This is a genomic window from Bartonella sp. MR100HLJHH (genome assembly GCF_042194215.1).
GTDB classification, from domain to species: Bacteria; Pseudomonadota; Alphaproteobacteria; order Rhizobiales; family Rhizobiaceae; genus Bartonella; species Bartonella grahamii.
Window position 1 is genome coordinate 192,664 of record NZ_JBHIMR010000002.1, and the last position, 21,803, is coordinate 214,466.

Annotated in this window: 20 protein-coding genes, 1 tRNA gene and 1 pseudogene; 18 read left to right on the forward strand and 4 right to left on the reverse strand. The window is 40.7% G+C overall.

The window, feature by feature from the left end:
• Positions 1 to 2,413: 2,413 nt before the first annotated feature.
• Complete coding sequence (locus tag ACFIJ7_RS02135) at positions 2,414 to 2,983, reverse strand: hypothetical protein (RefSeq protein ID WP_375635598.1); 570 nt, start codon at positions 2,981 to 2,983, stop codon at positions 2,414 to 2,416.
• Positions 2,984 to 3,220: 237 nt separating this feature from the next.
• Between ACFIJ7_RS02135 and ACFIJ7_RS02140 the strand changes: the two genes are divergently transcribed.
• From ACFIJ7_RS02140 to ACFIJ7_RS02160, 5 genes are all read left to right on the forward strand, one after another.
• Positions 3,221 to 3,640, forward strand: a complete 420-nt coding sequence (locus ACFIJ7_RS02140) for a hypothetical protein (RefSeq protein ID WP_375644509.1) — start codon at positions 3,221 to 3,223, stop codon at positions 3,638 to 3,640.
• A 149-nt stretch (positions 3,641 to 3,789) separates the two neighbouring features.
• The gene (locus tag ACFIJ7_RS02145; RefSeq protein WP_375639137.1) at positions 3,790 to 4,113 is read left to right on the forward strand and encodes a hypothetical protein; all 324 of its coding nucleotides are present in this window, start codon (positions 3,790 to 3,792) and stop codon (positions 4,111 to 4,113) included.
• Between the two features lie 177 nt (positions 4,114 to 4,290).
• Positions 4,291 to 4,485: a hypothetical protein gene (locus ACFIJ7_RS02150; RefSeq protein WP_375644510.1), complete on the forward strand. Its 195-nt coding sequence runs from the start codon at positions 4,291 to 4,293 to the stop codon at positions 4,483 to 4,485.
• 56 nt (positions 4,486 to 4,541) lie between these two features.
• Positions 4,542 to 5,225 (forward strand): hypothetical protein, encoded by a 684-nt coding sequence (locus tag ACFIJ7_RS02155; RefSeq protein ID WP_375644511.1) that lies wholly within the window; start codon positions 4,542 to 4,544, stop codon positions 5,223 to 5,225.
• Between the two features lie 58 nt (positions 5,226 to 5,283).
• Positions 5,284 to 5,859: a hypothetical protein gene (locus ACFIJ7_RS02160; RefSeq protein ID WP_375644512.1), complete on the forward strand. Its 576-nt coding sequence runs from the start codon at positions 5,284 to 5,286 to the stop codon at positions 5,857 to 5,859.
• On the opposite strand, the gene ACFIJ7_RS02165 is transcribed toward ACFIJ7_RS02160, so the two are convergent.
• Positions 5,836 to 7,875 carry a toprim domain-containing protein gene (locus ACFIJ7_RS02165; protein WP_375644513.1) on the reverse strand — a complete coding sequence of 680 codons (2,040 nt, stop codon included), beginning with the start codon at positions 7,873 to 7,875 and terminating at the stop codon, positions 5,836 to 5,838. The two genes, ACFIJ7_RS02160 and ACFIJ7_RS02165, sit on opposite strands and share 24 nt — an antisense overlap.
• A gap of 327 nt (positions 7,876 to 8,202) precedes the next feature.
• On the opposite strand from ACFIJ7_RS02165, the gene ACFIJ7_RS02170 reads away from it, so the two are divergent.
• Positions 8,203 to 8,391, forward strand: a complete 189-nt coding sequence (locus ACFIJ7_RS02170) for a hypothetical protein (protein WP_375644514.1) — start codon at positions 8,203 to 8,205, stop codon at positions 8,389 to 8,391.
• A gap of 137 nt (positions 8,392 to 8,528) precedes the next feature.
• On the opposite strand, the gene ACFIJ7_RS02175 is transcribed toward ACFIJ7_RS02170, so the two are convergent.
• Complete coding sequence (locus ACFIJ7_RS02175) at positions 8,529 to 9,599, reverse strand: YdaU family protein (RefSeq protein ID WP_375635609.1); 1,071 nt, start codon at positions 9,597 to 9,599, stop codon at positions 8,529 to 8,531.
• A gap of 414 nt (positions 9,600 to 10,013) precedes the next feature.
• Here ACFIJ7_RS02175 and ACFIJ7_RS02180 point away from each other — a divergent pair, with 414 nt between their 5' ends.
• The 4 genes from ACFIJ7_RS02180 (at position 10,014) to ACFIJ7_RS02195 (ending at position 12,739) form a co-directional block, all read left to right on the forward strand.
• Positions 10,014 to 10,331 (forward strand): transcriptional regulator, encoded by a 318-nt coding sequence (locus ACFIJ7_RS02180; protein WP_015857134.1) that lies wholly within the window; start codon positions 10,014 to 10,016, stop codon positions 10,329 to 10,331.
• 312 nt (positions 10,332 to 10,643) lie between these two features.
• Positions 10,644 to 11,033 (forward strand): hypothetical protein, encoded by a 390-nt coding sequence (locus ACFIJ7_RS02185; protein WP_015856872.1) that lies wholly within the window; start codon positions 10,644 to 10,646, stop codon positions 11,031 to 11,033.
• Between the two features lie 2 nt (positions 11,034 to 11,035).
• Entirely contained in the window at positions 11,036 to 11,224 is a 189-nt protein-coding gene (locus ACFIJ7_RS02190) for a hypothetical protein (protein WP_375644515.1), read from the forward strand.
• Positions 11,225 to 11,995: 771 nt separating this feature from the next.
• Entirely contained in the window at positions 11,996 to 12,739 is a 744-nt protein-coding gene (locus ACFIJ7_RS02195) for a YqaJ viral recombinase family protein (RefSeq protein ID WP_375644516.1), read from the forward strand.
• A gap of 614 nt (positions 12,740 to 13,353) precedes the next feature.
• Here ACFIJ7_RS02195 and ACFIJ7_RS02200 read toward each other — a convergent pair.
• Positions 13,354 to 13,428, reverse strand: a tRNA-Thr gene (locus tag ACFIJ7_RS02200).
• A 177-nt stretch (positions 13,429 to 13,605) separates the two neighbouring features.
• On the opposite strand from ACFIJ7_RS02200, the gene ACFIJ7_RS02205 reads away from it, so the two are divergent.
• From ACFIJ7_RS02205 to ACFIJ7_RS02240, 8 genes and pseudogenes are all read left to right on the forward strand, one after another.
• Positions 13,606 to 13,758, forward strand: a complete 153-nt coding sequence (locus ACFIJ7_RS02205; protein ID WP_375635612.1) for a hypothetical protein — start codon at positions 13,606 to 13,608, stop codon at positions 13,756 to 13,758.
• Positions 13,759 to 13,917: 159 nt separating this feature from the next.
• Positions 13,918 to 15,213 carry a UDP-N-acetylglucosamine 1-carboxyvinyltransferase gene (gene murA, locus ACFIJ7_RS02210; RefSeq protein WP_375644517.1) on the forward strand — a complete coding sequence of 432 codons (1,296 nt, stop codon included), beginning with the start codon at positions 13,918 to 13,920 and terminating at the stop codon, positions 15,211 to 15,213.
• Positions 15,214 to 15,403: 190 nt separating this feature from the next.
• Positions 15,404 to 15,596 (forward strand): annotated as a pseudogene (locus tag ACFIJ7_RS02215) (UDP-N-acetylglucosamine 1-carboxyvinyltransferase); the annotation flags it as partial.
• Positions 15,597 to 15,759: 163 nt separating this feature from the next.
• Positions 15,760 to 16,026, forward strand: a complete 267-nt coding sequence (locus ACFIJ7_RS02220) for a hypothetical protein (protein WP_375635614.1) — start codon at positions 15,760 to 15,762, stop codon at positions 16,024 to 16,026.
• A 733-nt stretch (positions 16,027 to 16,759) separates the two neighbouring features.
• Complete coding sequence (locus tag ACFIJ7_RS02225; protein WP_375644539.1) at positions 16,760 to 17,230, forward strand: helix-turn-helix domain-containing protein; 471 nt, start codon at positions 16,760 to 16,762, stop codon at positions 17,228 to 17,230.
• A 527-nt stretch (positions 17,231 to 17,757) separates the two neighbouring features.
• On the forward strand, positions 17,758 to 19,665 hold the full coding sequence (gene traG / locus ACFIJ7_RS02230; RefSeq protein ID WP_375644518.1) for a Ti-type conjugative transfer system protein TraG: 1,908 nt from the start codon (positions 17,758 to 17,760) through the stop codon (positions 19,663 to 19,665).
• 837 nt (positions 19,666 to 20,502) lie between these two features.
• The gene (locus tag ACFIJ7_RS02235) at positions 20,503 to 20,895 is read left to right on the forward strand and encodes a helix-turn-helix domain-containing protein (protein WP_375644519.1); all 393 of its coding nucleotides are present in this window, start codon (positions 20,503 to 20,505) and stop codon (positions 20,893 to 20,895) included.
• Between the two features lie 281 nt (positions 20,896 to 21,176).
• The gene (locus ACFIJ7_RS02240) at positions 21,177 to 21,530 is read left to right on the forward strand and encodes a helix-turn-helix domain-containing protein (RefSeq protein WP_375644520.1); all 354 of its coding nucleotides are present in this window, start codon (positions 21,177 to 21,179) and stop codon (positions 21,528 to 21,530) included.
• Positions 21,531 to 21,803: the final 273 nt, after the last annotated feature.

Below are 21,803 nucleotides of genomic sequence, written 5' to 3' on the forward strand. Positions count from 1 at the left end.
AGCAGTATCCGTTGAGGGGAAGGGTGCACTCTTTTGAGGGCTGGAGTGCATCCTCTACAGTTTGGATGCTGCTTTATCAGGGTTGAGCAGTATCCGTTGAGGGGAAGGATGCACTCTTTTGAGGGCTGGAGTGCATCCTCTACAGTTTGGATGCTGCTTTATCAGGGTTGAGCAGTATCCGTTGAGGGGAAGGGTGCACTCTTTTGAGGGCTGGAGTGCATCCTCTACAGTTTGGATGCTGCTTTATCAGGGTTGAGCAGTATCCGTTGAGGGGAAGGATGCACTCTTTTGAAGGCGGAGTGCATCCTCTACAGTTTGGATGCTGCTTCATGAGAGTGAGCAGTATCCAAAGGGAAAGGCCTATTCCGTAAAAAACAGGGATAGCCAAAAGATTTGTTTTTATATTTTTATTGATAGGTTGCAGTATTTGTTAGGGCTATTCATTCTTTATTCTCAACATTTAAGATGATTATGTGATCAGGGTTGTTCGTCAATACAATCGTAAAAGACGCTGAGTATTTTTATAATAATTAAGATATTTTTGTGCCTTTTTATTGTTTTTTTTATGTTTACACAAGATTTACACTGCTTTTCAACAGTTTGTTTTTTTGCTTCGCTAATGGCGTTGGTTAAACACTTTAATTATTTTAACTGTTTCAACACCGCCTTAAAATAACAGTGCTTTATAATATGACAAAATGAGCTGTATAACGTTTGATTCTTGAGGGATGCTAGAAAGAGGGGGGTGTTAGGAGAGATGTTGTATATATTTTTAGTTTATCTTTTAAAGCAGGAAGATCAACATATTTGAGAAGAATATGAAGTGCTATGGATAAAGCTTCCCTCCGTCTTTCCGAGATCTATGTTTTATGCGGTTTGACGGTTAAAGAGCAATAGCTGAATGGAATCACGCTTGCTTTATGTTTTTATCCTCACGCTTTAGATTTTTTCTCGTGGGGATGCCAGTTTTTTAATGGGGTTTTACGCGCCTTACGTAAAACAGAATGTTCTAAACAGAATATACTTGTGTTGCACATTTACGTCCTTATTTAAAAAACATCATGTTGTCTTATCTCACAATAATGTTGGTGAATGGGGATGTTGGTGAATGGGATAATGGGGAAATCTCTCGTGAAGTGGAGAAGCCCTTCTTTAAAAGCTCATAAGGGGAAAGCCAGCACTATCATACTATTCTAGTGCCTAATGTGATGACAGCCTTTAGTGCTTGAGCGTGTTTATAAGAGGCATTTTGATTCTTTATCTTTGAAGTGTTTTATTTCATATGTCTCTCATGTTGGTAATGTGCAAAAGACATGGCGTTGATTCTTGCAACCTGAAATAAATTTAAAATGAGAGAACCCTTATGATATTCGGGTCTCTTATTTTAATATGAAGAACGGGTGATTATAATTATAAATCAATATGGTGTCGTGATACATCAACCTTTTGGTGGGGTACAGGATAAAGAAAGTCATTAAATATAAGTCATTCTGTTATGTCGTAAAACACTGTCATTTGCGGTTTGGTGATATGAGAGCCAGCCGCCTTGGATATATTGAAGTGTTTTTTTAAGGGTGCGGTGGATTTTTAGGGCAGAGCTTGTTTTGTCGCACCTTGAGTTTAGCTGAAAACCCTGAATGGAAAATCAAGAGTGAAGTCTATCCAAGCTGTTTGTAGATCAGATTGGGTTAAAAAGCTTTGTTCTTTGAGGATGGAACGCAAGCCAATTTGACAAAAGAATGATCCATTTTGCGGGGAGATTTTATGGAGGAATATAACAAAGCTCATAAGAGAGTGATTTAAGACAATACAGTTATAAAAAAGTACAGTCGTAAAAAAAAGTCCCCTGTTGTAATCAGAGGACTAAAAGCAGGAGAATTTTAACATTGGCTAGTAGGACATGTTAAAAAAATGAACTCAAAAGACTGTATTCAATCCACAAATTCATACTTACAAAACTATTACGCTATAATTAGCAGAGAATTGAAAAGATATCAATATAAAAAATACTTTTTACAAAAAAGAAGATTATGTCATTTTGCATTAAAAATTAATGAATACTTTTTTCAATTGAATATTTATTTTGAGATTCGATATTAATTAAACAATTAAACTGTATTTAAAGCTGTTATGATGCATGCAAGCATCTTAAACAAAACGTATTCTTCAATAAAAAACGAATAAACGTAAAAGCACCCCATGATTACAGGACTGGTGTGGGGGAAGGATTTTTGTTTTTAAGGGTGCGGAGTGTATTTTGAGTGGGTGTGGAGTGAAGTATTGTCCTTTTGGGTGTGTGGGGGGGTGAGGGGATGGAAGAGGTGGGGGGGAGCTTCTGGATGGTTGAGCCCGTCTGGGGGGCTTTAGAGGGGGCAGCAACATGGGAGGTAGCTTAGAATGGCGAGGAGGGGGATTATTCAGAATGTTTATGGTTTGCATATCCCCAATGAAATGCTAACAAGTCTAAACAATCTCGTAAATGATCGGCAAGGGAATTTTGTTTGCGTTTTGAAGAACTTAATTCTTTGATTGCTTGTCCATAGCCGATAACGCGTTCAAGCAGTGAATAGCCAAGAATACCCAGTTGAACTTTGATTGTTTTTAAATGATTGGATGCTTCTATTTGACGTTCAATGGGGTGTGTGTACCCTTGGCTACAGGAAACCTTTTCACGGGTGTAGTCAAGGCTCATGTGGAGATCGGCTTGACTTTGACGCCAGTAAAAATAAAAACGTTCTGCCGCTTTATATTGGGCTTTGCTGAGATGTCCTTTGGCATATAAAAGTGCAATGGGATGGCTTTGTGCATTGGCAATGGCATTGATGGTACGCGGATTGCTGGAGTTTTCTGGATGATTGGATTGAAAATAAGGATTGCTCGTTTCAACAGGGATTTCTTGCGCCTTTAAATGACCAATGTGCCTTCCTTTATCTTGATGGTCAAGCGGGCAGGTTTGCGTATTTTTTCTCTCTTGATGGGTCATATCATCTCCTTAAAAATTATCGTTTGCTTCTCGTTTTTAAAAAATGTTGCTTGCTCTAGGCAAAACAGGGGGATTAGAGGAAGACATGTGTTGGAGTGTGCGTGAGGGTTTGTGCGCTCTTGGGGGTGACTTGGACTGTTGCGTTTGTGTGGGGGAGCCCCATGGATTTGACTCTTGAAAAGAGGGGTGTTTTGTTGCATGGTGGATTTTCCTTGAATGGCTTGATGGGGGAGTGGAATGATGTTGCGCGGTGCTTTGTCTTTGAAAAGACTAGTATTTTTCTGCATTGTGGTTGTTGTCTTTGTGTCTGTTTATATGGAAATGAAGGCGTTGGGGATGACGTGGGGCGTATTTTTACGGGCTGTGGTATTTTATGGCACTCCTGGCATTTTCCTTATGTTGGGTTATGAAGTAATGCAGCGGCGTGGTGTAAATCAGGGTTTGTTCTTCAAGATGTTGTTGTTGAGCTTCATTTTTGCTGCTGTCATTGATTTTATTTATGCGCAAGCTGAGCTTTTTGGTTTGACTTGGGTGTGGTTCTCAAACAGGTGGGTGTTTAACATTCTTTTTGGCGTTGTCTTTGGTCTTGTCCTTGGGCTTATTTATCGTGGGGCAAGGCGTTTTGGGTTTAGGCTTTCATTCTTTGAAAAGGATTGATCTTTTGCTGCATTTTTGGCATGGTCTCTGATTTTTACTTAATAAAGGAGCGGGGCGTATGGTGGTTGCGCGGGACATGTTTTTGAAGGGGCTGGCGTTTTTCTGCATGATGAGCGTGACCTTTAATTTTACTGCTGTGGGGGATATTGATGCCGCATGATTTGTTTTTTTTGCCATGGTTGGAGGTTTTCTGCTTTGTTGCTCTTGTCTTTGTGTCTGTTTATGCGGCAATGAGGTCTTTCGGGGTTACAAGGAAGGCTTTTTTAAAAAAAATGGCGTTGAGCTTCATTATTATCACTGTCTCTAAGTTTGTTTATGCGCAAGCTGAGCATTTTGGTTTGACTTGGGTGTGGTTCTCAAACAAGTGGGTCTTTCACATTCTTTTTGGCGTTGTCTTTGGTCTTGTCCTTGGGTTTATTTATCTAGGGGCAAGGCGTCTTGGGTTTAGGCTTTCATTCTTTGAAAAGGATTGATCTTTTGCTGCATTTTTGGCATGGTCTCTGATTTTTACTTAATAAAGGAGCGGGGCATATGGTGGTTGCGCGGGACATGTTTTTGAAGGGGCTGGCGTTTTTCTGCATTTTTGGCATGGTCTCTGATTTTTACTTATGAAGGTGCGGGGTAAGGGGATATCGCGTGGGGTATCTTTTTTGAAGTTAGCGGTGTTTTCCTGCGTTGTTGGAGCTGTTGTTGGATTGGTGCATAATGGGGCCAAGCATATGGGGGTTCGCTGGTTTGTGATCTCGAACAATGGGGTGTTTGCGGGCACTATTGGACTTGTTCCTTTTTTTGCTCTGGAGGGGGTACGGTGTGTGCGTGTACTGTTGGGGGGCTTAAAAAAATGAGCATTTCTCTTCTCTACGGGCGTGATCTTTGATGTTCTTTCTATGAGGGGTATTTGATGTCGAACGATGTGATGTTTTGGCTGTTGTTGGTTTTTTTCTGCTTTTTTGCTCTGGCCTTGATTTTTATTTATGAGGGAGCAAAGCGTCGCTCTGTTACAGGGTGGATGTTTTGGAGGTGGGTGGTGCTTTATGGCATTGTTGCCACCTACCTTGGTTTTGTTTATGTGGGCGTGGGCAGTCGCGCTGTTGGTGGGGAGCTGTTTTTGAAGGGGGCGGTGTTTTCTTGCATTTTTGCAACTGTCCTTGGTTTGGTGCATCTGGGCGTCAAGAGTATGCCTGTGGCGGGGCAAGTGTTCTTAAAGGCGGTCATGTTTTGTTGCATGATGGGCTTTATCCTGTGGTTTGCTGCTGTGGGCGTCAGGGATATGGATAGCGTAAGGGCGGTATTCTTAAAGGGATTGCTCTTGACTGTATTGTTGAAAGTGCTCTTGGGGTTCTTTATACGCGAGCAAAGTGATACGGTGTTACAGAGGTTGTTGCGTTCTTTGAATTTTGTGCTGTTTTGCTGCATTTTGGCACTAATCCTTTTTTTTACTCGTGAAGGAGCAGAGAATCTAGGGTTGAGCTGGCTTTGGTTCTCGAAGGATTGGGTGTTTTTATTCATTTTTGGATTTCTTTCTCCTTTGATTTATCAGGGTGTAAGGCGTGCGCGTGTTCTAGGGGCTTGGTTCTTGAGGTAGGTGGTGTTTTTTTCTCCATGGGTGTGACCTTTAATGTGCTTGCTGTGAAGGGTATGTGATGTCGAACGATTTGTTTTTTTTGCTGTTGTTGGTGTTTTCCTACCTTTTTATTGTTGTCGTTATTGGTACTTATAAAGTTTCCAAGCGCTTCGATATTCCGTGGTGGCGGGCGGCGTTTTATTGTATTTGTGGTATTTCCCTCTTTTTGAAGGAAGTGCTGTTTTACTGTATTTTAGGAGTCGTCTTTTTTTTGGCTCTTTTAGGGGATGGAGAGTATGGATATACCGTGGGGACTCCTGTCCTTGATAGGGATCGTGTTTGCTGTAGTGTTGGAGTGGTTCTTGATTTTGCATATGAGGGGGCGGCAAGATGGGGTGCTGACGCGTTGTTTGTGGCTATTGAAGGGGCTGGTGTTTTGCGCCGTTGTTGGAGCGATCTTTTTTTGTTTGCGTTTGGGAGCAGAGAATATGGGGTTGGGCTGGCTTTGGTTCTCGAAGGATTGGGTGTTTTTTATCATTTGTGGATTTATCCTTCCTGTTGTTTCTGTGGGAGCAAGGCGTGCGCGTGTGAAGGCGGAGGCGTTTTTAAAGAGAGTGGGGTTTATGGAGCATTACAGATAACGTCGAGGGAATGATTGTTCAAAAGAACAGCGATAGCGGTAGGTTTGAGGATCAAACCAGAGCCCTATTTTGCCTTCAAAATCACCAGAACGTTGTTTGGCAATATTCATAATGACGCCAGGGCGTTTGGCTAAATCTGCTTTTTCTTGTGCTAGAGAGGCGGCAAAGATTTTGTCTTCTAACGATCGATTGCGCCAAATGGTGATGATATTAAAGGCATTGGCGCCAATTTCTGAGGCACCTTTAATGTCTTCTGTGCTGGGGATATCTTTATCCAGACCGCCTTTGCGGGCATGGGCTACAAGATGAATGTGTACACTGTTTAAAACAGCCCAATCAACCATTTTATAAACGGCTTGTTCTTGTCTTGCATAATCATCAGAGGCAATGCCAAGCCGCATGAGACTGTCGATGATAAATTGATCGCAGCCATAGCGCGCACGACAATAGTCAAAGACATCAAGCAAGGTGTCAACGCTTGATTTGCCAACATGTTCATAAAGAATAAGCCCATCGTCTAAAAAATGAAGAATCCGTTCAATCGTCTCTTTTGTAGGCTTTTCTAAGCCGCCTGTTTGTTTGGTTAAGCGCCGTAAAGATTGTTCTCCTTTCATTTCTAGAGACGCTAAGCAAAGGCGACTCTTTTGCGCAATCCAATGGGGAATACAGTCTGATAACAATTGGCTTTTTCCTGCACCACTGGCACCACTCCAAAGCGTTAATTCTGCTGGGCGGAAATGCAATTTGTCCTTCAGTTTAGGATAGGGAACCGTATAACCAAGATGTTTTTCAGGCTCTGGCCAAAAAAGCCCAATCACTTGATCTTTATAGTCTGAGGCGCGCCGTAAACCTTCTGGTGCAAAGCTTTGTGCTGAGGAAAAGGCGGCTTTTATGGTGGCTTTATCAATCCCTGCGGTTAAACAATCATTGGCATCTTTAAGGGGTAAACGTACACGGTAGCAACGGTGGCGTCCAAGCCTGCTGGCAATCTCGAGGGCTGCTTCTTCTCCGGGCTGGTCCATATCTGTGGCTAAAAAAATCGTTTCAAAAGATTCTAAATGATCAAATTCATTTTCAATCCAGTTGTGTTTGCCTCCACTTCCTCCCCCAAAGGGAACAGAAACCGCCGGATATCCATAGGCAGCTAAGGAAAGTGCATCAATTTCTCCTTCAGTGATAACAATTGTACGGTTTGTTGAAGAAAAAGTGGGAAACGGCGCGTGCTGGGTTGCCTGTTGGGCCGTGTGCGTGGAGGCGGGGTGGGCTGAGGCGGTGTTTTGGGATGCGTGTGTAGAGGCGGGGTGGGTTGAGGGTGTATTTCGAGATGCCTGTGCAGAGGTTGGGTTGGTTGAGGGGGTATTTTGGGATGCGTGTGCAGAGGTTGGGTTGGTTGAGGGTGTGTTTTGGGATGCCTGTGTAGAGGCGGGGTGGGTTGAGGGGGTGTTTTGGGGGGGGCAAAGGGCTTGCCAACCAAACAAAATCGGTTCACATTGAGAGGCTGTTGGTTTGCTTTTTGCTCCTGCTTGCGCGAGCCGTTCTTTAACTAGAGCAAGGGTGCCATCGGGTTTATAAAAGGGGAAAATGATTTTTTCACCATTTTCTCCTATGCGGTAACGCTTTATAACCTCTAGAGGAATGTGGCGTTCTTTGTGGAGATAGTTTTTTACGAGATTCTGCGGGGTCTGCCCTGTAGGAACCGGTGGACGGCGATAGGAACGATGAGGGACCATAAAGGGTTTTGGGCGTGTCAGATTGAGAGTTGCGCGTGCTTCTTCTAATGCTTGAGAGAGGCTAATGCCTTTGACTTCACACCAAAGGTCTAAAAGATCTCCTCCAGTGCCTTCTGCAAAATCATACCAAAGTCCTGCTTTACTGCCACTCAAGCAAATTGATAAACTTTGACCAGCTTCACCACGTGTGTTGCCTACAATCCAATTGTTGCCTCGTTTGTGCCCTTGGGGAAGAAGCATTTCTACTATTCTATCTGCTTGTGAGATAAGTTTTTGTTTGATTTCAAAAATTGTGCTCATGGTCATTCGTGATATTATTGCTGTTTTTCTCAAGATTTAGGAGATGAGGACTCTCTTTTGCTGTTCTAGCCGTTCGATCTGATAGTGAAATCCGTGGTGCTATGGGGCTTGCCAGTCTACTTTGAGAGCTTCTTTGTCGCTCTTTTCTTGCCAATGGGCTTGGCTCTCACTCAAACCTTCTGAAACTGCTGCCTTGATGTCTGCTTGCTAATGCTCAGGAAGACGGTACCCCTTTTGGCAAAGGCGGTAATTGGAAGAAGGGTGTTTCTCGAGAAAGAGGGGGTGGATGCTGAAAGGCTGACGAGCGTTGTTTGAAGGGTATGATCTTTGCTGAAAGTTTCTGAAACTGCTGCGTTGATAACTATTTTCCAAGTGCATGGAAGACGGTGTCCTTTGGCAACTGAGGCGGTGATTTTTTTGTTGGAAGAAGGCGGGATGGATACACAGAGGCTGGAGAGCGTTTGTGTTCCTTTGCGTGCAAGAGATGAGGCGTGTGTAGGGCGAGCACTTTTGTGATGAGAGTTGTAGGGGTGGTGTTGACTTGTTTTGCTGTATGAATAGCTTATTTCATTGTTGTTTTTGTTGTTATTTTTATGGTTTTGAAACATTTTTTGTCCCCGCGCGTGCTTGAAAAATACGTTGTTCGTGTGATGTCAAGAATTGTCGCTATAGTTGATCAAACTGCGGTAAAGCATGTCGTTGTTCTCAGAGATGAAAGATGAGGAGCTTCCCTGTTTTTGCTGTTCTAGCCGTTCGATCTCACGGCGAAACCAGTTGCGCCATGTGGCTTGCCAGTCTACTTTGAGAGCTTCTTTTCCGCTCTTGGCTTGCCAATAGTCGCGAAACTTCTTTTCTTGCCAATAGGCTTGGCTTTCACTCAAACCTTCTGAAACTGCCGCCTTGATGTCTGCTTGCCAATGTTCAGGAAGACGGTGTCCTTTGGCAACTGAGGCGGTGGTTTTTTTGTTGGAAGAAGGCGGGATGGATACAGGAAGATTGCTGGGTGGGAGATTGGTGGCGGATTTTGTTTTTTCCCCCATGACAATTTGCGCAATAGGGGCGGGGGCAAAATCGGCTTGTGGAGTGTTTAGGGGAGAGGCGTTTTTTTGCTCCGCTTCTTCTTGTGGAGGGGAAGGGAGAGCAGAATCAAGAGCTAAAGAGAGAGACTGGTGATCGCTTTGTTCAAAGTTTTCTTCGCAGGAAAAACAAGGTTCTATCTCATCACACAAAATTTTCTTTTCAAAAACACCGTGAGGTGTTTTCTTTTCTTCTGTCTTTTGAGCTTCTAAGCTTTGTGCAGCATCTTTTGTACTCTCGTTAAGCAGTTGTTGAATCTCAGCATTGATTTTTTTACGCTTTTTTGCCGAAGAACGACCCGCAAAGGATTTTTGTTCAAGCAATTTTTCACGCTCTTGAAAAACATTTTCGCAACGCTTGTTCCATAATCCATTGGCTAAATTTAAAATCTTACCCTCTTGGATGAGCATTTCTAAAACATTAACAAAAGTTCGCTTGTCACAACCACAAAGACGCGCTAAACGTTCTTCCGATATTTCTAGAGGACGACCGCGTGCATACATTTCATTGAGAAGAATCGTATAGATTCCAATCTCGTGTGCGCGCATCCCACGAACACCTCCTAGAAAGTCATTTTGATACCAACAAACATACGGAAGCCTGGACGATTCATAATGAGGAGTTTCTTGTTGATTAGCGTGTTTCATACTGCAGTCTACTTTCTTTTTTTTATACATTCTTATTGACGATAAAAGCGCAAATAGGGATTCAGCTTGTGTTTTGTTTGGCTCTGTTTGATGATGACGAGAGGCTTCTTTACGACGTTTATAAATGATTGGGTGTGCTTGAAGTGCATGCAAACTTACGATTTAAGATTGCGGTGATGGAAAAAATAAAGAGTACCACACATTTTCAATATATCTGCTTTTGGGCAGCAACTTTTGGAGGTGGCTTTTATATCCTTTGGGGTGGTTAAAGTGTTTTTATGATCCAAAAATAAAAAATTTTCCCCCTAAAAAGTAAAATTTGTTTCCTTAATTTTATCCTTTTTAGAGGATAATGCAAGCCAATTTTATAAAAAGGACGTGTTTTTTGTAAAAGACGCGCTATATGGTGAAATTATGAATATCGATGGTTGGCGTCAAAGATTAAGGATCGCTTTGGAAAAAAGTGGGCGGTCAAAAAGATCTATCTCCCTCTCTGCTGGTAAAGGTGCGGGATACCTTCATTCTATTCTTTCTGAAGGAAAAGAACCAACAATCGAATCTCTTTCGCGAATTTGTCACGAAATTAATATCAGTATGAATTATATTCTTTACGGTAAAGGGGCTAGCCCTGAAGATAAAGAATTTATAGAGCTTATTTCAAAACTCTCTCCGCAAGAGAGACAGGCGATTTTGACTCTTTTGCGGCGACCCGTTGACGAAGCTCCAAAATAAGTTCCTTCTGTGCTTTTGAATCAAGACGACTCCAGTATTTTATTAATATTATATCACTCATTTTATCTCTCCAGCGTGTTTATAATTGCAATCGAGTAAGAACAAATAGAGAACAACAAAGGGACATGAGAGGAACAAAGAATAATAGATTTTTATTTACATATGTCATTTGAACCCCGCAGAGATTTAAAATATATCTTTTATGAAGGATAAAATGGTTGACATCTCTCCTATAGAGGATATAAGACTAACGCTATATTTAGTCTTGTCAAGACAAGGCTATGCTTTATCAACTATCTAAAGGGGGAAATCATGAAAAATATTCCATTCGTTAAAGAGGATGAAATCATTATCGTTTTATGCGAAGAGGAAAATCCTAATACTTATGAAGGACCAATCGATGAAATCGAAGAAGTGCTCGAACTGATTGAAGAATGTGAAACTGTTTATAGAGTTTTACGACTCGATCTGACAACTTCTCATGCTGAAGATGTTACGGAACAAATCGCTGACTTTTATGTCGAAAATCATGAAATGAATGAAGAAAATACGCCATTGCAGCCCTTCGTTTTGAATAGTGAAGCTTATCATGTTTGTTTAAATGAAAGAGCCGCTTGCGATTATGAAGATAATCTCTATGGCTCTTATGAAAAACAGCATCGTTTACGCCCATGTGATGTCTTGACAGATTATTGGTGGTAAACATGCCAAGTTATCTCAAGACTTCTTATCAAGGGGTTCCACTTTATTATGCTGGAAATATGCGAAATTTAATCAGACTCGAACCACAAAAACACAACGCTATTCTTTTCATATCGCAAGAGGTGGCTCAGTTTATGGTAAAAAAATTGGAGGAAGAATATTGCCGCCATGATTTTTCCGTCGTGCAATAGCTAGATTGAAAAAGGGAGCCGCAATGATGGGCCCAAGTGCTTTTTTATTGCGGTGACCATGATGCGCGTTATGTTTTCCTTCTTGGGGGGGGGGAGCTTGGGGGAAAATTTTTAGCCGATATGGGAAAGGGGATATGAAGAAAAGAGCCTATGGATGAGAAATTGCGGGAGCTTTGCGAGGGGAAAAGCTGTCGGCTGGGTTCATTGGGGGGATTGAGGAAATTGGGGGGAGAGGTAACTATCAGTGGCTTGGAGTGATACGTAAAGCATGTTGGAAAATGGAAGGAGATGTTTGAAGGGGGAATTAAGACCGTTAAAGCTTGTTTAGACGTATTGGGACACGTGTGTTCTGGGAGCTTTTATATTGAGTGTTAAGGGGGCATTATTTTACTCATGAAAGGGCAAATGCTTTTTTATTGCGGTGACCATGATGCGTGTTATGTTTTCCTTCTTGGGGGGAGCTTGGGGGAAAATTTTTAGCCGATATGGGAAAGGGGGGCATGAAGAAAAGAGTCTGTGGATGAGAAATTACGGGCGGTTTGCGAGGGGGAAAAGTTGTCGGCTGGGTTTTTCATTGGGGTGATTGAGAAATTTGCGGGGGGATGTTGAGGGGGGCAGCAGTTTTTTTGTTTTAGGGGCACAATACTTGAGGGATGCATTGAAGGATGCTGTCGCCTTTAGTCCGTGTGAGGGATACAGGCTTAAACAATGTGAATGTTTCAAAGAGGATATATTGCAAAAAACACTTTAAAGATGAAGGGGAGAAATACTATGCCAATCATTATCGATTGTATTCAGGGAACGGAAGAATGGCAGAAAGTACGCAATGGTTTGATTACGGCTTCTTTGTTTGAGATGGTTATGGCACAAAAAAAACAGGGGCAAAAAACTTCACGATATCATAGTGTGATGATGAAATTGGCGGGAGAAAGAATTACAGGAAAAACCGTTGAGGAAGGAACAACGGTTTCTCAGCGACGTGGGACAGAATTAGAACCAATCGCACGACAACTCTATGCAAAACTTACGCATACAGAACCTGAATGTATTGGCTTTGTTTTGGCAGATGATCGCGGACAAGGATTTTCTCCCGATGCTTTTGTGGGAGAAAATGGCTTATTAGAAATAAAAACAAAAAAACCTGAAATTTTGATCCCTCATTTTATGCAAAAGACTTTTCCAGCAGAACATAAAGCACAATGTCAAGGAGGGTTATGGATTTCTCAACGCGAATGGGTGGATTTAATGCTCTATTGGCCTGATATGCCACCTTTGATTAAACGTGCTTATCGTGATGAAGCGTATATTTGCAAGCTTGAAAATGAAATTAGCCGTTTTAATGAGGCTTTGGAGAAGATGGTACAGCAAATTAAGTGTGTTGAGACAGGTTTTAGTATAAGGACAGAAATTGCTTTGAAGGAAAGGAAAAACAGAGAGCGGGGAGTGAATGCAAAGCGTCTGCTGGTGGGCAAAACAAGAATGAGGCGGGCAAGAAAGGGATCTGTACAGCATTGAGCAGGGGAAAAGTTTTATAAAAAGGAAAGAGCAGAGGGGGAAAAGCAAGTGGGGTGTTTGAGGAGAGCGGCAAGTAGGGGGCACAGGAAGCGCAGGGGATTTGGAGTGAAGATGAAAACTTGTTGGGAAATGGAGGAAGATGTTTGAAGGCGAAGTGGGAGCGTTAAAGTTTGTTTAGACGTATTGGGACACGTGCGTTCTGGGAGCTTTTGTGTTGAGTGTTAAGGGGGGGAGGTATTATTTTACTCATGAAAGGGCCAAGTGCTTTTTTATGGCGGTGACAATGGTGCGCGTTATGCTTTTGTTTTTTGGGGGCTATCTGTTTTAGTCGGTATAGGGAAAGAGAGGTATGAAGAGCCTATGCATGAGGAACTGTGGGAGGCGTGTTGGGGAAGTGAGACAGGAGACGTATGGGGCGTGGGTTTTAGCTGCTTTTATGTTGAGTGTTAGATGTTGAGTGTTAGGGAGGCACTAATAAATAAGGCAAGAGCCTTTCTCACTGGGGAGAGAATGCTGCGCATGATACTTTCGTTGATGGAGGATCAATGGAGGTGATTGATGCTTATAGAAAAGAGGAGAGGGGTAGGAGAAGAATAAACAAAAGAAGAATAAAATGGTGCTGCGAGAGAGGATTGAACTCTCGACCTCTCCCTTACCAAGGGAGTGCTCTACCACTGAGCTACCGCAGCCCCTTTTCAATCTTTGCGCTGTCTTGTGCCATATTGTCAGAAAATAGGCAAGAGAACATTTGTATATTCTTGCAAGAAAACGTATCTTATGTCATGACATATGTTTCTTATATGCTTAAATATTTAAGGTTATGAGTTGCTTGGATAGAAGCTCAACACTGTTTAAAAGGTTGCGCAATGACACAAATGCATCAAAAACAAAAACAAAATGAAATGAATCATCAAAATGAAAAAGCAAAACGGCGTCAAGAAAGATTGGCGCAACAATTGCGTCAAAACCTGAAACGTCGAAAAGAGCAAAGCCGACAAAGAGCGCAAACAGAGCTCTAAAATGCAAAAAAATGTTTTTTAGTGAAGCTTTGCAACTAAACTTCTCAATAATTTGTTCTCATATTTAGAATGCGTTCTAAAACGATTAATAAAGCATAACTTCCCGAAGGGGGAAAAACCTTTGGAAGGGCAGGCACAAAGGAAAAGAGGGAAAACACTATGGATTCTATTCAAATTGTTGGGGGGAAAAAGCTTAAAGGAACCATTCCTATATCAGGGGCAAAAAACGCTGCATTGCCTCTTATGATTGCGGCGTTTTTGACAGAAGAAACGCTCACTTTAGAAAATATCCCTCATCTGGCCGATGTCGAACTGCTTATTCGTATTCTCAATAATCATGGTGTTGGGTATGCTGTTGATGGACAAGAGTTTAACGATGAGTGTGTGAATTCAAGAACAATTCATTTTACTGCGCAAAAAATAGCGACAACACGTGCGCCGTACGAACTGGTGAAAAAAATGCGCGCAAGCTTTTGGGTTATCGGACCTCTCCTTGCACGATGCTTAGAGGCTTATGTGTCGCTTCCTGGAGGATGTGCTATCGGAACAAGACCTGTCGATTTTATCCTTGAGGGACTCAAAACTTTAGGCGCACAGATTACGATCGAAAATGGATATGTTCATGCAAAAGCACCAAGGGGGTTAAAAGGTGCTCACTATCGTTTCCCTAAAGTCACAGTTGGTGGAACCCATGTAATGCTTATGGCGGCGACACTGGCAGAGGGAACAACCTTTCTTGAGAATGCGGCTTGTGAACCAGAAGTGGCAAACCTTATTCGAACCCTGAATGCTATGGGGGCTCAAATAACTGGTGAAGGAACAACAACGCTTACAATTGAAGGGGTTAAAAAACTTAAAGGAACAAAAATACGCGTCATTGCTGATCGAATCGAAGCGGGGACATATGCAATGGCTGTTGCTATGACAGGAGGCGATGTCTTTCTTAAAAATGCAAATCCTAATCATCTTACAAAAGTGCTTAAGGTACTTCAAAAAACAGGACTCGAGATTCAAATAGAACCTCAAGGAATTCATGTTAAGCGAAATCCAAAGAACACAAAAATTATGCCTGTTGATATTAAAACAGGACCTTATCCTGCTTTTCCAACCGATCTCCAAGCGCAATTCATGGCGCTCATGACACGGGCTGAAGGAATCTCGCATATTACAGAGACGATTTTCGAAAATCGTTTTATGCATGTTCAAGAACTCAATCGTTTAGGGGCCTCGATAAAGCTTGATGGGCAGACAGCAACTGTCTATGGAACAGAGAATTTGCAAGGGGCTCCTGTCATGGCGACGGATTTGCGCGCTTCTGTTTCTCTTGTGATTGCAGCATTGGCAGCAAAGGGAGAAACAATCGTCAATCGTGTCTATCATCTTGATCGTGGATTTGAGAGATTAGAGGAAAAATTAGTCCGTTGTGGCGCAAAAATCCAACGTATCACAGTGTAATTCCCTTTGAGGGTATTCTTTAATCTCTCTCTTCGGGGGGCTTAATCTCAGAAAACAAGGTTTGTTAATCCTCTCAATAAACGTGGGGTTTATCTCATGGTTTTGGAGTTTTTACGAGCGGGCATAAGTGTTTGAGAGGCGGGTGGAGCTCATAAAACAAAAAAAGATTTGTATCATTGTCTAAATGTCGTTTATGGCGCTCATAACACGGGCTGAGGGAACCGCGCATATTACAGAGACGATTTTCGAAAATCGTTTTATGCATGTTCAAGAACTCAATCGTTTGAGGGCGTCTAGAAAGCTTGATGGGCGAGAGGGCAACGCATCTCATGGAACAGAGAATTTGCAAGGGGGGCCTCATCATGGCGACGGATTTGCGCGCTTTTTGTTTCTTTTGTATTTGTGTTATTTGTATTATCATTGCCAAAGAAAATAATTCAAAATGATAGTAAACGTTCACAATATTTATTGTTTTTTAATATAAAAATATGATAATAAAATAATCTATGTATTTTATAGTGTTTATAATTATTCAAGGAAAATGAAATGAAGCAGACTTTTAAATTATTGAGTGCTTTATTGATTATGATTGGATGTTATCAAGCTCAATTGCCTCAAACCATTGCAGGTACATGGAAAAAGTCTGGTGTAAATCAACTTGAAAAAAAAGTTCTTTATGGTGCTTCAGAAGATTTTCAGAATGACCCTGCTTATATAGAATGGTGTATAGTACATGACAAGAATCCGGAGTGTAATCCTTTAGAATCTCGCAATCCACGGAAGTTTAGTAGAACTCTTGGGCACGGGTACTGATGAAAAGGGCAATGTAATCTCTTTAATTGATGAAAAAACGAATATGGAAAACCTATAAAAGACAATCATAACAAAAAAGTATCTTCATTCTTTAAAAGCTGAGGATGGCATTGTTAATGGGGCGCCGATAAAGCGCTATGGATTAGAGGGTAGCGCATCTCATAAAACAGAGAATTTGCAAGGGGGGCCTCATCATGGCGACGGATTTGCGCGCTTTTTGTTTCTCTTGTGATTGCAGCCCTCTTATCTTGTTACATTGGCAGCAAAGGGAGAAACAATCGTCAATCGTGTCTATCATCTTGATCGTGGATTTGAGAGATTGGAAGAAAAATTAGTCCGATTTGGCGCAAAAATCCAACGCATCACAGTGTAAATCTGTAAGATGTCTCTCAAAAATGGCTTTGGGAGGGGGCTATATGTTGTTAGGTGTGCTTTTGGGAGGCTTGATCTCAAAAATAAAGGGTTATTAGTCCTCTCAATAAAAGTGGGTTTTATCTCATGGTTTTGGAGTTTTTACGAGCGGGCATAAGCATTTGAGAGGCGGGGGTGGAGCTCATAAAATAAAGACTGTTTTAAATTTTATTGTAAATTTCCTGAAATTGCTTTATTGGTAAGAGAATGTTTTGGTCGTCTACGCAACGGCCAACAGGGAATGAAAGACCCGAAACTTGAGACACGTATTTATCCAGCTTTATGGATATCCCGGATTTCCGGGAGCTTTTGTTATGTCCAGGTGCTCTTTAGCACTAAAAGCAAAAGGCTGAGTCAAGTTTCAGCTCTTTCAACTCCCGGAATACCAATGCGAGGGCGCTCGCAACCGGCAGGGGAGCTTGAAGTGAAAGCTAAAAATCCACACTTTAATGACATTTCGATAGGCAGAAAAATTCGCTTTAAAAGAACAATGCTGGGAATGTCGCAAAAGCAATTAGGTAGCCAGTTAGGTGTGACTTTTCAACAAATCCAAAAATATGAAAAAGGCTCCAATCGTATAGGGGCGGGGCGTTTACAAGAAATTGCTGATATTCTCAATGTTCCCATTTCCTTTTTTTACGCTGATCTCTCAACAAAAGAAAACGCCTTGTATCCTTATGATGAAAGGATCGGAAGTAAAGAAGAGCAAATCCTTTTGAAAAGTTTTAGAGAGCTCAAACCTAAAAAGCAGAAAGCAATTTTGTGTTTGATTTCTTCCCGCTCTACGCTCTAAAGGATGCATATTCCTGACTTAAGGGCTGCTCTGTAAACAGTCCGGCTTCTGTTGGCAGGGGGGGGGTGACCTACTCCTAACCACTCATGTGGTTCACTTTAAAAAGGCTCTACGGGGCAAGCCATGCCCATTTATTACACACTCTAAAAACACTTAATATGGAAAGTTTTACATGCCTTATATCACCGCTCTAAACAACAATGTTTTACGGCACAACATGATAAACCGCGCTTTTTTTCAGTGAACACTAATGCGTATTGTTATTGGTTTTTTTTCTGTTAAGAAGCGTATACAGTGTCGTAAAAGAGTTAAGTAAGAAATTTAAATAGCGCGTGAAGCATCAAAGAAACTTTGGAAAAATTCTTGAAAAAATTAGTTTAGGGGAGCTTTTTATAAAAGCCCGTCTTAGAGAGGCAGATAAGTCTTTCATCTTAAGATGGTTTGCTTTACGTTTCAAAACTTGATAAAAATTCAAAAATTTCGAAAAAAATAGGAAGAGAAGCTTTTTCTGGTATGCAGGGGGGAAAATGGTCAATAAATTAGACAAAAAACAGATTATATTTTTAGCATTGCCACTCATCTTTTCAATCATTGTAGCTTTTTTGGTCAATATAACCATCAATAACATTACAGAAAATGGAACGACGCCTGATGCTTATTGGTTTGTAAGATCAAAGCCACTGGATATTTTAATCCTTATTGCACTTTCATGTTCTTCATTCATCTTATTACAAAAAAGGCATACCAGAAAAAATATCATTATTTCGTCCATGATCATCTTTGGTTTGTTTGCAACTTATTATAGTGCAAATGAATATATCAGACTTAGTCCCTATGTAGGTCAAGATAATATGACATGGGCGGATGTTTTTCCTTTCTTTGATAGGATGGTTTTAGGGGGTGTTATTATTGGCATTGTTATCCTTGGTTACACGATAAAACTATCATTACCTAAAGCTTCACCTTTGAAAATTTCAAAAAATACGATCTTTGGTGGTGTTCAATGGATGAGTATGAAAAAGATTGAAGAGATTTTTCCTCGTGATGGTGAAGTCGTCATAGGAGAGCGCTATAGAGTCGACAAAGATATTGTTAAAGATGTCCCTTTTAATCCTAAAGACAAAACAACATGGGGAAAAGGTGGTCGCCAGCCATTGTTGACATATAAACTGGATTTTGATTCAACCCATATGTTATTTTTTGCTGGTTCTGGTGGTTATAAAACAACCAGTAATGTTATTCCAACTTGTCTCAAATATTCCGGTCCACTGATCGTTTTTGACCCTTCAACTGAAATCGCTCCAATAGTTAAAGACGCAAGGGAGCAGTTAAAAAGAAAAGTATACGTTCTTGACCCCCATAGTTCTTCAACAGAAACTTTTAATCCTTTAGATTGGCTGTTAGATGAAAATCTCCCCCTTTATGAAAGAGAAGCGGGTGTGGTTGAAGTTGCTAGACTCCTTCTTTCTGAAAACTACAAATCAACTTCGACAGACCAATTCTTTGTATCACAGGCACATAATTTGTTAACAGGAATACTTGCGCATGTGGTCTTTTCTGATGAATACACATTACAGGAAAAAAACTTAAAAACCCTTCATACGATCATGTCAATGCCAGAACCGTCTGTGATTGGAAAATTGCGTTCCTTACAGGCTTCATCGCCATCCCAATTTATTCGTGAAACTCTTGGGGTGTTTACAAACATGATTGAACAAACTTTCTCAGATGTCTATTCTACTGTTGCAAAAGATATACAATGGCTTTCCCTCTCTAATTATGCAGATCTTATCAGTGGTTATAACTTTAAAACTAATGATATAACAAAAGGAGATATCGATATTTTTTTAAATATCCCCTCAAAAATTTTAAAATCTTATCCAGGTGTTGGGCGTGTCCTTGTTGGCTCTTTTCTCAGAGCTATGGAAGCTGCTAATGGTAATTATGCAAAAAGAGCGCTCTTTATTTTAGATAATGCTGATCTTTTAAGATATATGAACATTTTAGAAGAAGCACGTGATCATGGACGCAAATATGGCATATCTCTCATGCTTTTTTACGAGTCTGTAGAGCAAATAGAACGTTATTTCGGTTCGTTAGGCGTTATGACATGGTTTGAAAATTGTGCTTTTGTAAGCTATGCCGCAATAAAAGATATTAAAACTGCTGAAAATATATCTAAGGCATGTGGTCAAATGACCATTGAAGTGAAAGATTCAAGCATAACTCTGGGAACATCAGGCATAGAAGGAACAGAGTATTTAAGTTTGCGACAAAGACCCTTAATATATCCACATGAAATAACACAAGAAATGCGAAAAGACGAACAGATTATTCTTATGCAAGGAGAGCTCCCTATCCGTTGTGGACGCTCTATCTATTTTAGACGTAAGGATTTAACAGCTCTTGCTAATGAAAATAGCTTTTCTTCTTAATAAAGCACTTGTTTTTTAGTTAAAATGAATAAAGCATTATTGTATTTTGGGGTGATATAATTAGAGATAAATTATTTTTATAGTACATTTTTATAGTACAGTGGCTTGAAAATGGGAGAAAGTCATAAACGATCTTTCTGCTAAGAAGACAAACACCAAAAAAATCAAGACATAAAAAGAGTATCTTATCAATTATAATGTGTGGGGTGTTCAAGATAATACGTAGAATATTGGCTGTGATAGTTAAAAAGTTGCTTTACGCAATCTTCCTTATTCTATTATTTATTCGTAAACCAGTTTTTGCCTTCTTAAACTTCTTTGCTGGTGGCTTGATTTTATTCCTATTTTTTCTTTTTTGGGGATATACAGCGAGAGTTGCACCCTATGAACACCAAACAGCAATGGTCATTGGTGGTATCATCATGATATTTCTTTGCTTGTTTGCTAATGATGTCTATGAAAGGCTTTTACTACGAGCTAATACGTCTAGCATCTCTTGATTATGATCTTATACTTATTTCAATAAATAGCGCTCATTTCGTTCGTATATAATTTAATCAAAAAAGAGAGGTGGGGTGCCTCTGATAAAAATACAAATAAAGACTGTTTTAAATTTTATTGCTAATCTTCTCCAATTCCTTTATACCTTAAAGGGTGACTTTGGTCGTCTACGCAGCGATCAGTAGGGTCTGAAAGCCCTAAAGTTCGATCATAAAATGAACCTACTCTTGTAGGTATCCCGGAATTCCGGGAGTTTTTGCCATGTCCAGGTGCGATGAGCACTAAAAGCAAAAAAAGCTGATTCGAACTCAGTACTTTCAGACTCCCGGAATACTTATGCGAGGGCGCTCGCAACCGGTAGGGGAGCTTGAAGTGAAAGCTAAAAATCCACACTTTAACGATATTTCGATAGGCAGAAAAATTCGCTTTAAAAGAACAATGCTGGGGATGTCGCAAAAGCAATTAGGCAGCCAGTTAGGTGTGACTTTTCAACAAATCCAAAAATATGAAAAAGGCTCTAATCGTATAGGGGCGGGGCGTTTACAAGAAATTGCTGATATTCTCAATGTTCCCATTTCCTTTTTTTACGCTGATCTCTCAACAAAAGAAAACTTCTTGTATCCTTATGATGAAAGGATCTCGAGCAAAGAAGAGCAAGTCCTTTTGAAAAGTTTTAGAGAGCTCAAACCTAAAAAGCAGAAAGCAATTTTGTGTTTGATTGTCTCATGAGATAAGAAACACTGTTTTAATTTTTATTGCTGGTCTCCTGAAATTATTTTATGAACAAGAGCCAAGGTTCTCGTCGTACAGTGTGGTTGAATGGTGGAACCTAAAGCCTGAGAATTCAAGCTGAGACATTAGCCTGCTTTATAAGTATCGCGAGATTCCGGGAGTTTTTGCCATGTCCAGGTGCGCTCTAGCACTAAAAGCAAAAAAGCTGACTCGGATTCAGTGTTTTTGACTCCCGGAATACGCATAAGAGGCGCTCGCAACCGGTAGGGGAGCTTGAAGTGAAAGCTAAAAATCCACACTTTAACGATATTTCGATAGGCAGAAAAATTCGCTTTAAAAGAACAATGCTGGGGATGTCGCAAAAGCAATTAGGCAGCCAGTTAGGTGTGACTTTTCAACAAATCCAAAAATATGAAAAAGGCTCTAATCGTATAGGGGCGGGGCGTTTACAAGAAATTGCTGATATTCTCAATGTTCCCATTTCCTTTTTTTACGCTGATCTCTCAACAAAAGAAGACGTCTCAACCTGTGATGAAAGGATCGGAAGTAAAGAAGAGCAAGTCCTTTTGAAAAGTTTTAGAGAGCTCAAACCTAAAAAGCAGAAAGCAATTTTAAGATTAAATTTTCGTTAGAATTAAAAAAAAATTAAAGAGGCTCTTGCTAAATAATAAATTATTATATAAACCCTTTTTCAGAGAAGGGGGTTAGCATTTCTCCCTCCCCCCCCCCGCAGAAATGTCCAAATAAAACCTCCTTCTCATCGTTTTAACAATCACGAAAAATTTTATCCTTTATCCTTTATTTTTTTTAAAAAGAGTGACTTATTTGTGCTAGAAAAGTTGCTGTATTAGGCAAATTGGGGGGTGGGGTGTTTTTAGGATTTGGGAAGGGTTTGAAAAATCGTC

Bases quoted from the DNA above. Each gene is read 5' to 3' on its own strand.
- ACFIJ7_RS02135 (WP_375635598.1), bottom strand. From the start codon at position 2,983: ATGACCCATCAAGAGAGAAAAAATACGCAAACCTGCCCGCTTGACCAT.
- ACFIJ7_RS02140 (WP_375644509.1), top strand. From the start codon at position 3,221: ATGATGTTGCGCGGTGCTTTGTCTTTGAAAAGACTAGTATTTTTCTGC.
- ACFIJ7_RS02145 (WP_375639137.1), top strand. From the start codon at position 3,790: ATGCCGCATGATTTGTTTTTTTTGCCATGGTTGGAGGTTTTCTGCTTT.
- ACFIJ7_RS02155 (WP_375644511.1), top strand. From the start codon at position 4,542: ATGTCGAACGATGTGATGTTTTGGCTGTTGTTGGTTTTTTTCTGCTTT.
- ACFIJ7_RS02160 (WP_375644512.1), top strand. From the start codon at position 5,284: ATGTCGAACGATTTGTTTTTTTTGCTGTTGTTGGTGTTTTCCTACCTT.
- ACFIJ7_RS02165 (WP_375644513.1), bottom strand. From the start codon at position 7,875: ATGAGCACAATTTTTGAAATCAAACAAAAACTTATCTCACAAGCAGAT.
- ACFIJ7_RS02175 (WP_375635609.1), bottom strand. From the start codon at position 9,599: ATGAAACACGCTAATCAACAAGAAACTCCTCATTATGAATCGTCCAGG.
- ACFIJ7_RS02180 (WP_015857134.1), top strand. From the start codon at position 10,014: ATGAATATCGATGGTTGGCGTCAAAGATTAAGGATCGCTTTGGAAAAA.
- ACFIJ7_RS02185 (WP_015856872.1), top strand. From the start codon at position 10,644: ATGAAAAATATTCCATTCGTTAAAGAGGATGAAATCATTATCGTTTTA.
- ACFIJ7_RS02190 (WP_375644515.1), top strand. From the start codon at position 11,036: ATGCCAAGTTATCTCAAGACTTCTTATCAAGGGGTTCCACTTTATTAT.
- ACFIJ7_RS02195 (WP_375644516.1), top strand. From the start codon at position 11,996: ATGCCAATCATTATCGATTGTATTCAGGGAACGGAAGAATGGCAGAAA.
- ACFIJ7_RS02205 (WP_375635612.1), top strand. From the start codon at position 13,606: ATGACACAAATGCATCAAAAACAAAAACAAAATGAAATGAATCATCAA.
- murA (WP_375644517.1), top strand. From the start codon at position 13,918: ATGGATTCTATTCAAATTGTTGGGGGGAAAAAGCTTAAAGGAACCATT.
- ACFIJ7_RS02220 (WP_375635614.1), top strand. From the start codon at position 15,760: ATGAAGCAGACTTTTAAATTATTGAGTGCTTTATTGATTATGATTGGA.
- traG (WP_375644518.1), top strand. From the start codon at position 17,758: ATGGTCAATAAATTAGACAAAAAACAGATTATATTTTTAGCATTGCCA.
- ACFIJ7_RS02235 (WP_375644519.1), top strand. From the start codon at position 20,503: ATGCGAGGGCGCTCGCAACCGGTAGGGGAGCTTGAAGTGAAAGCTAAA.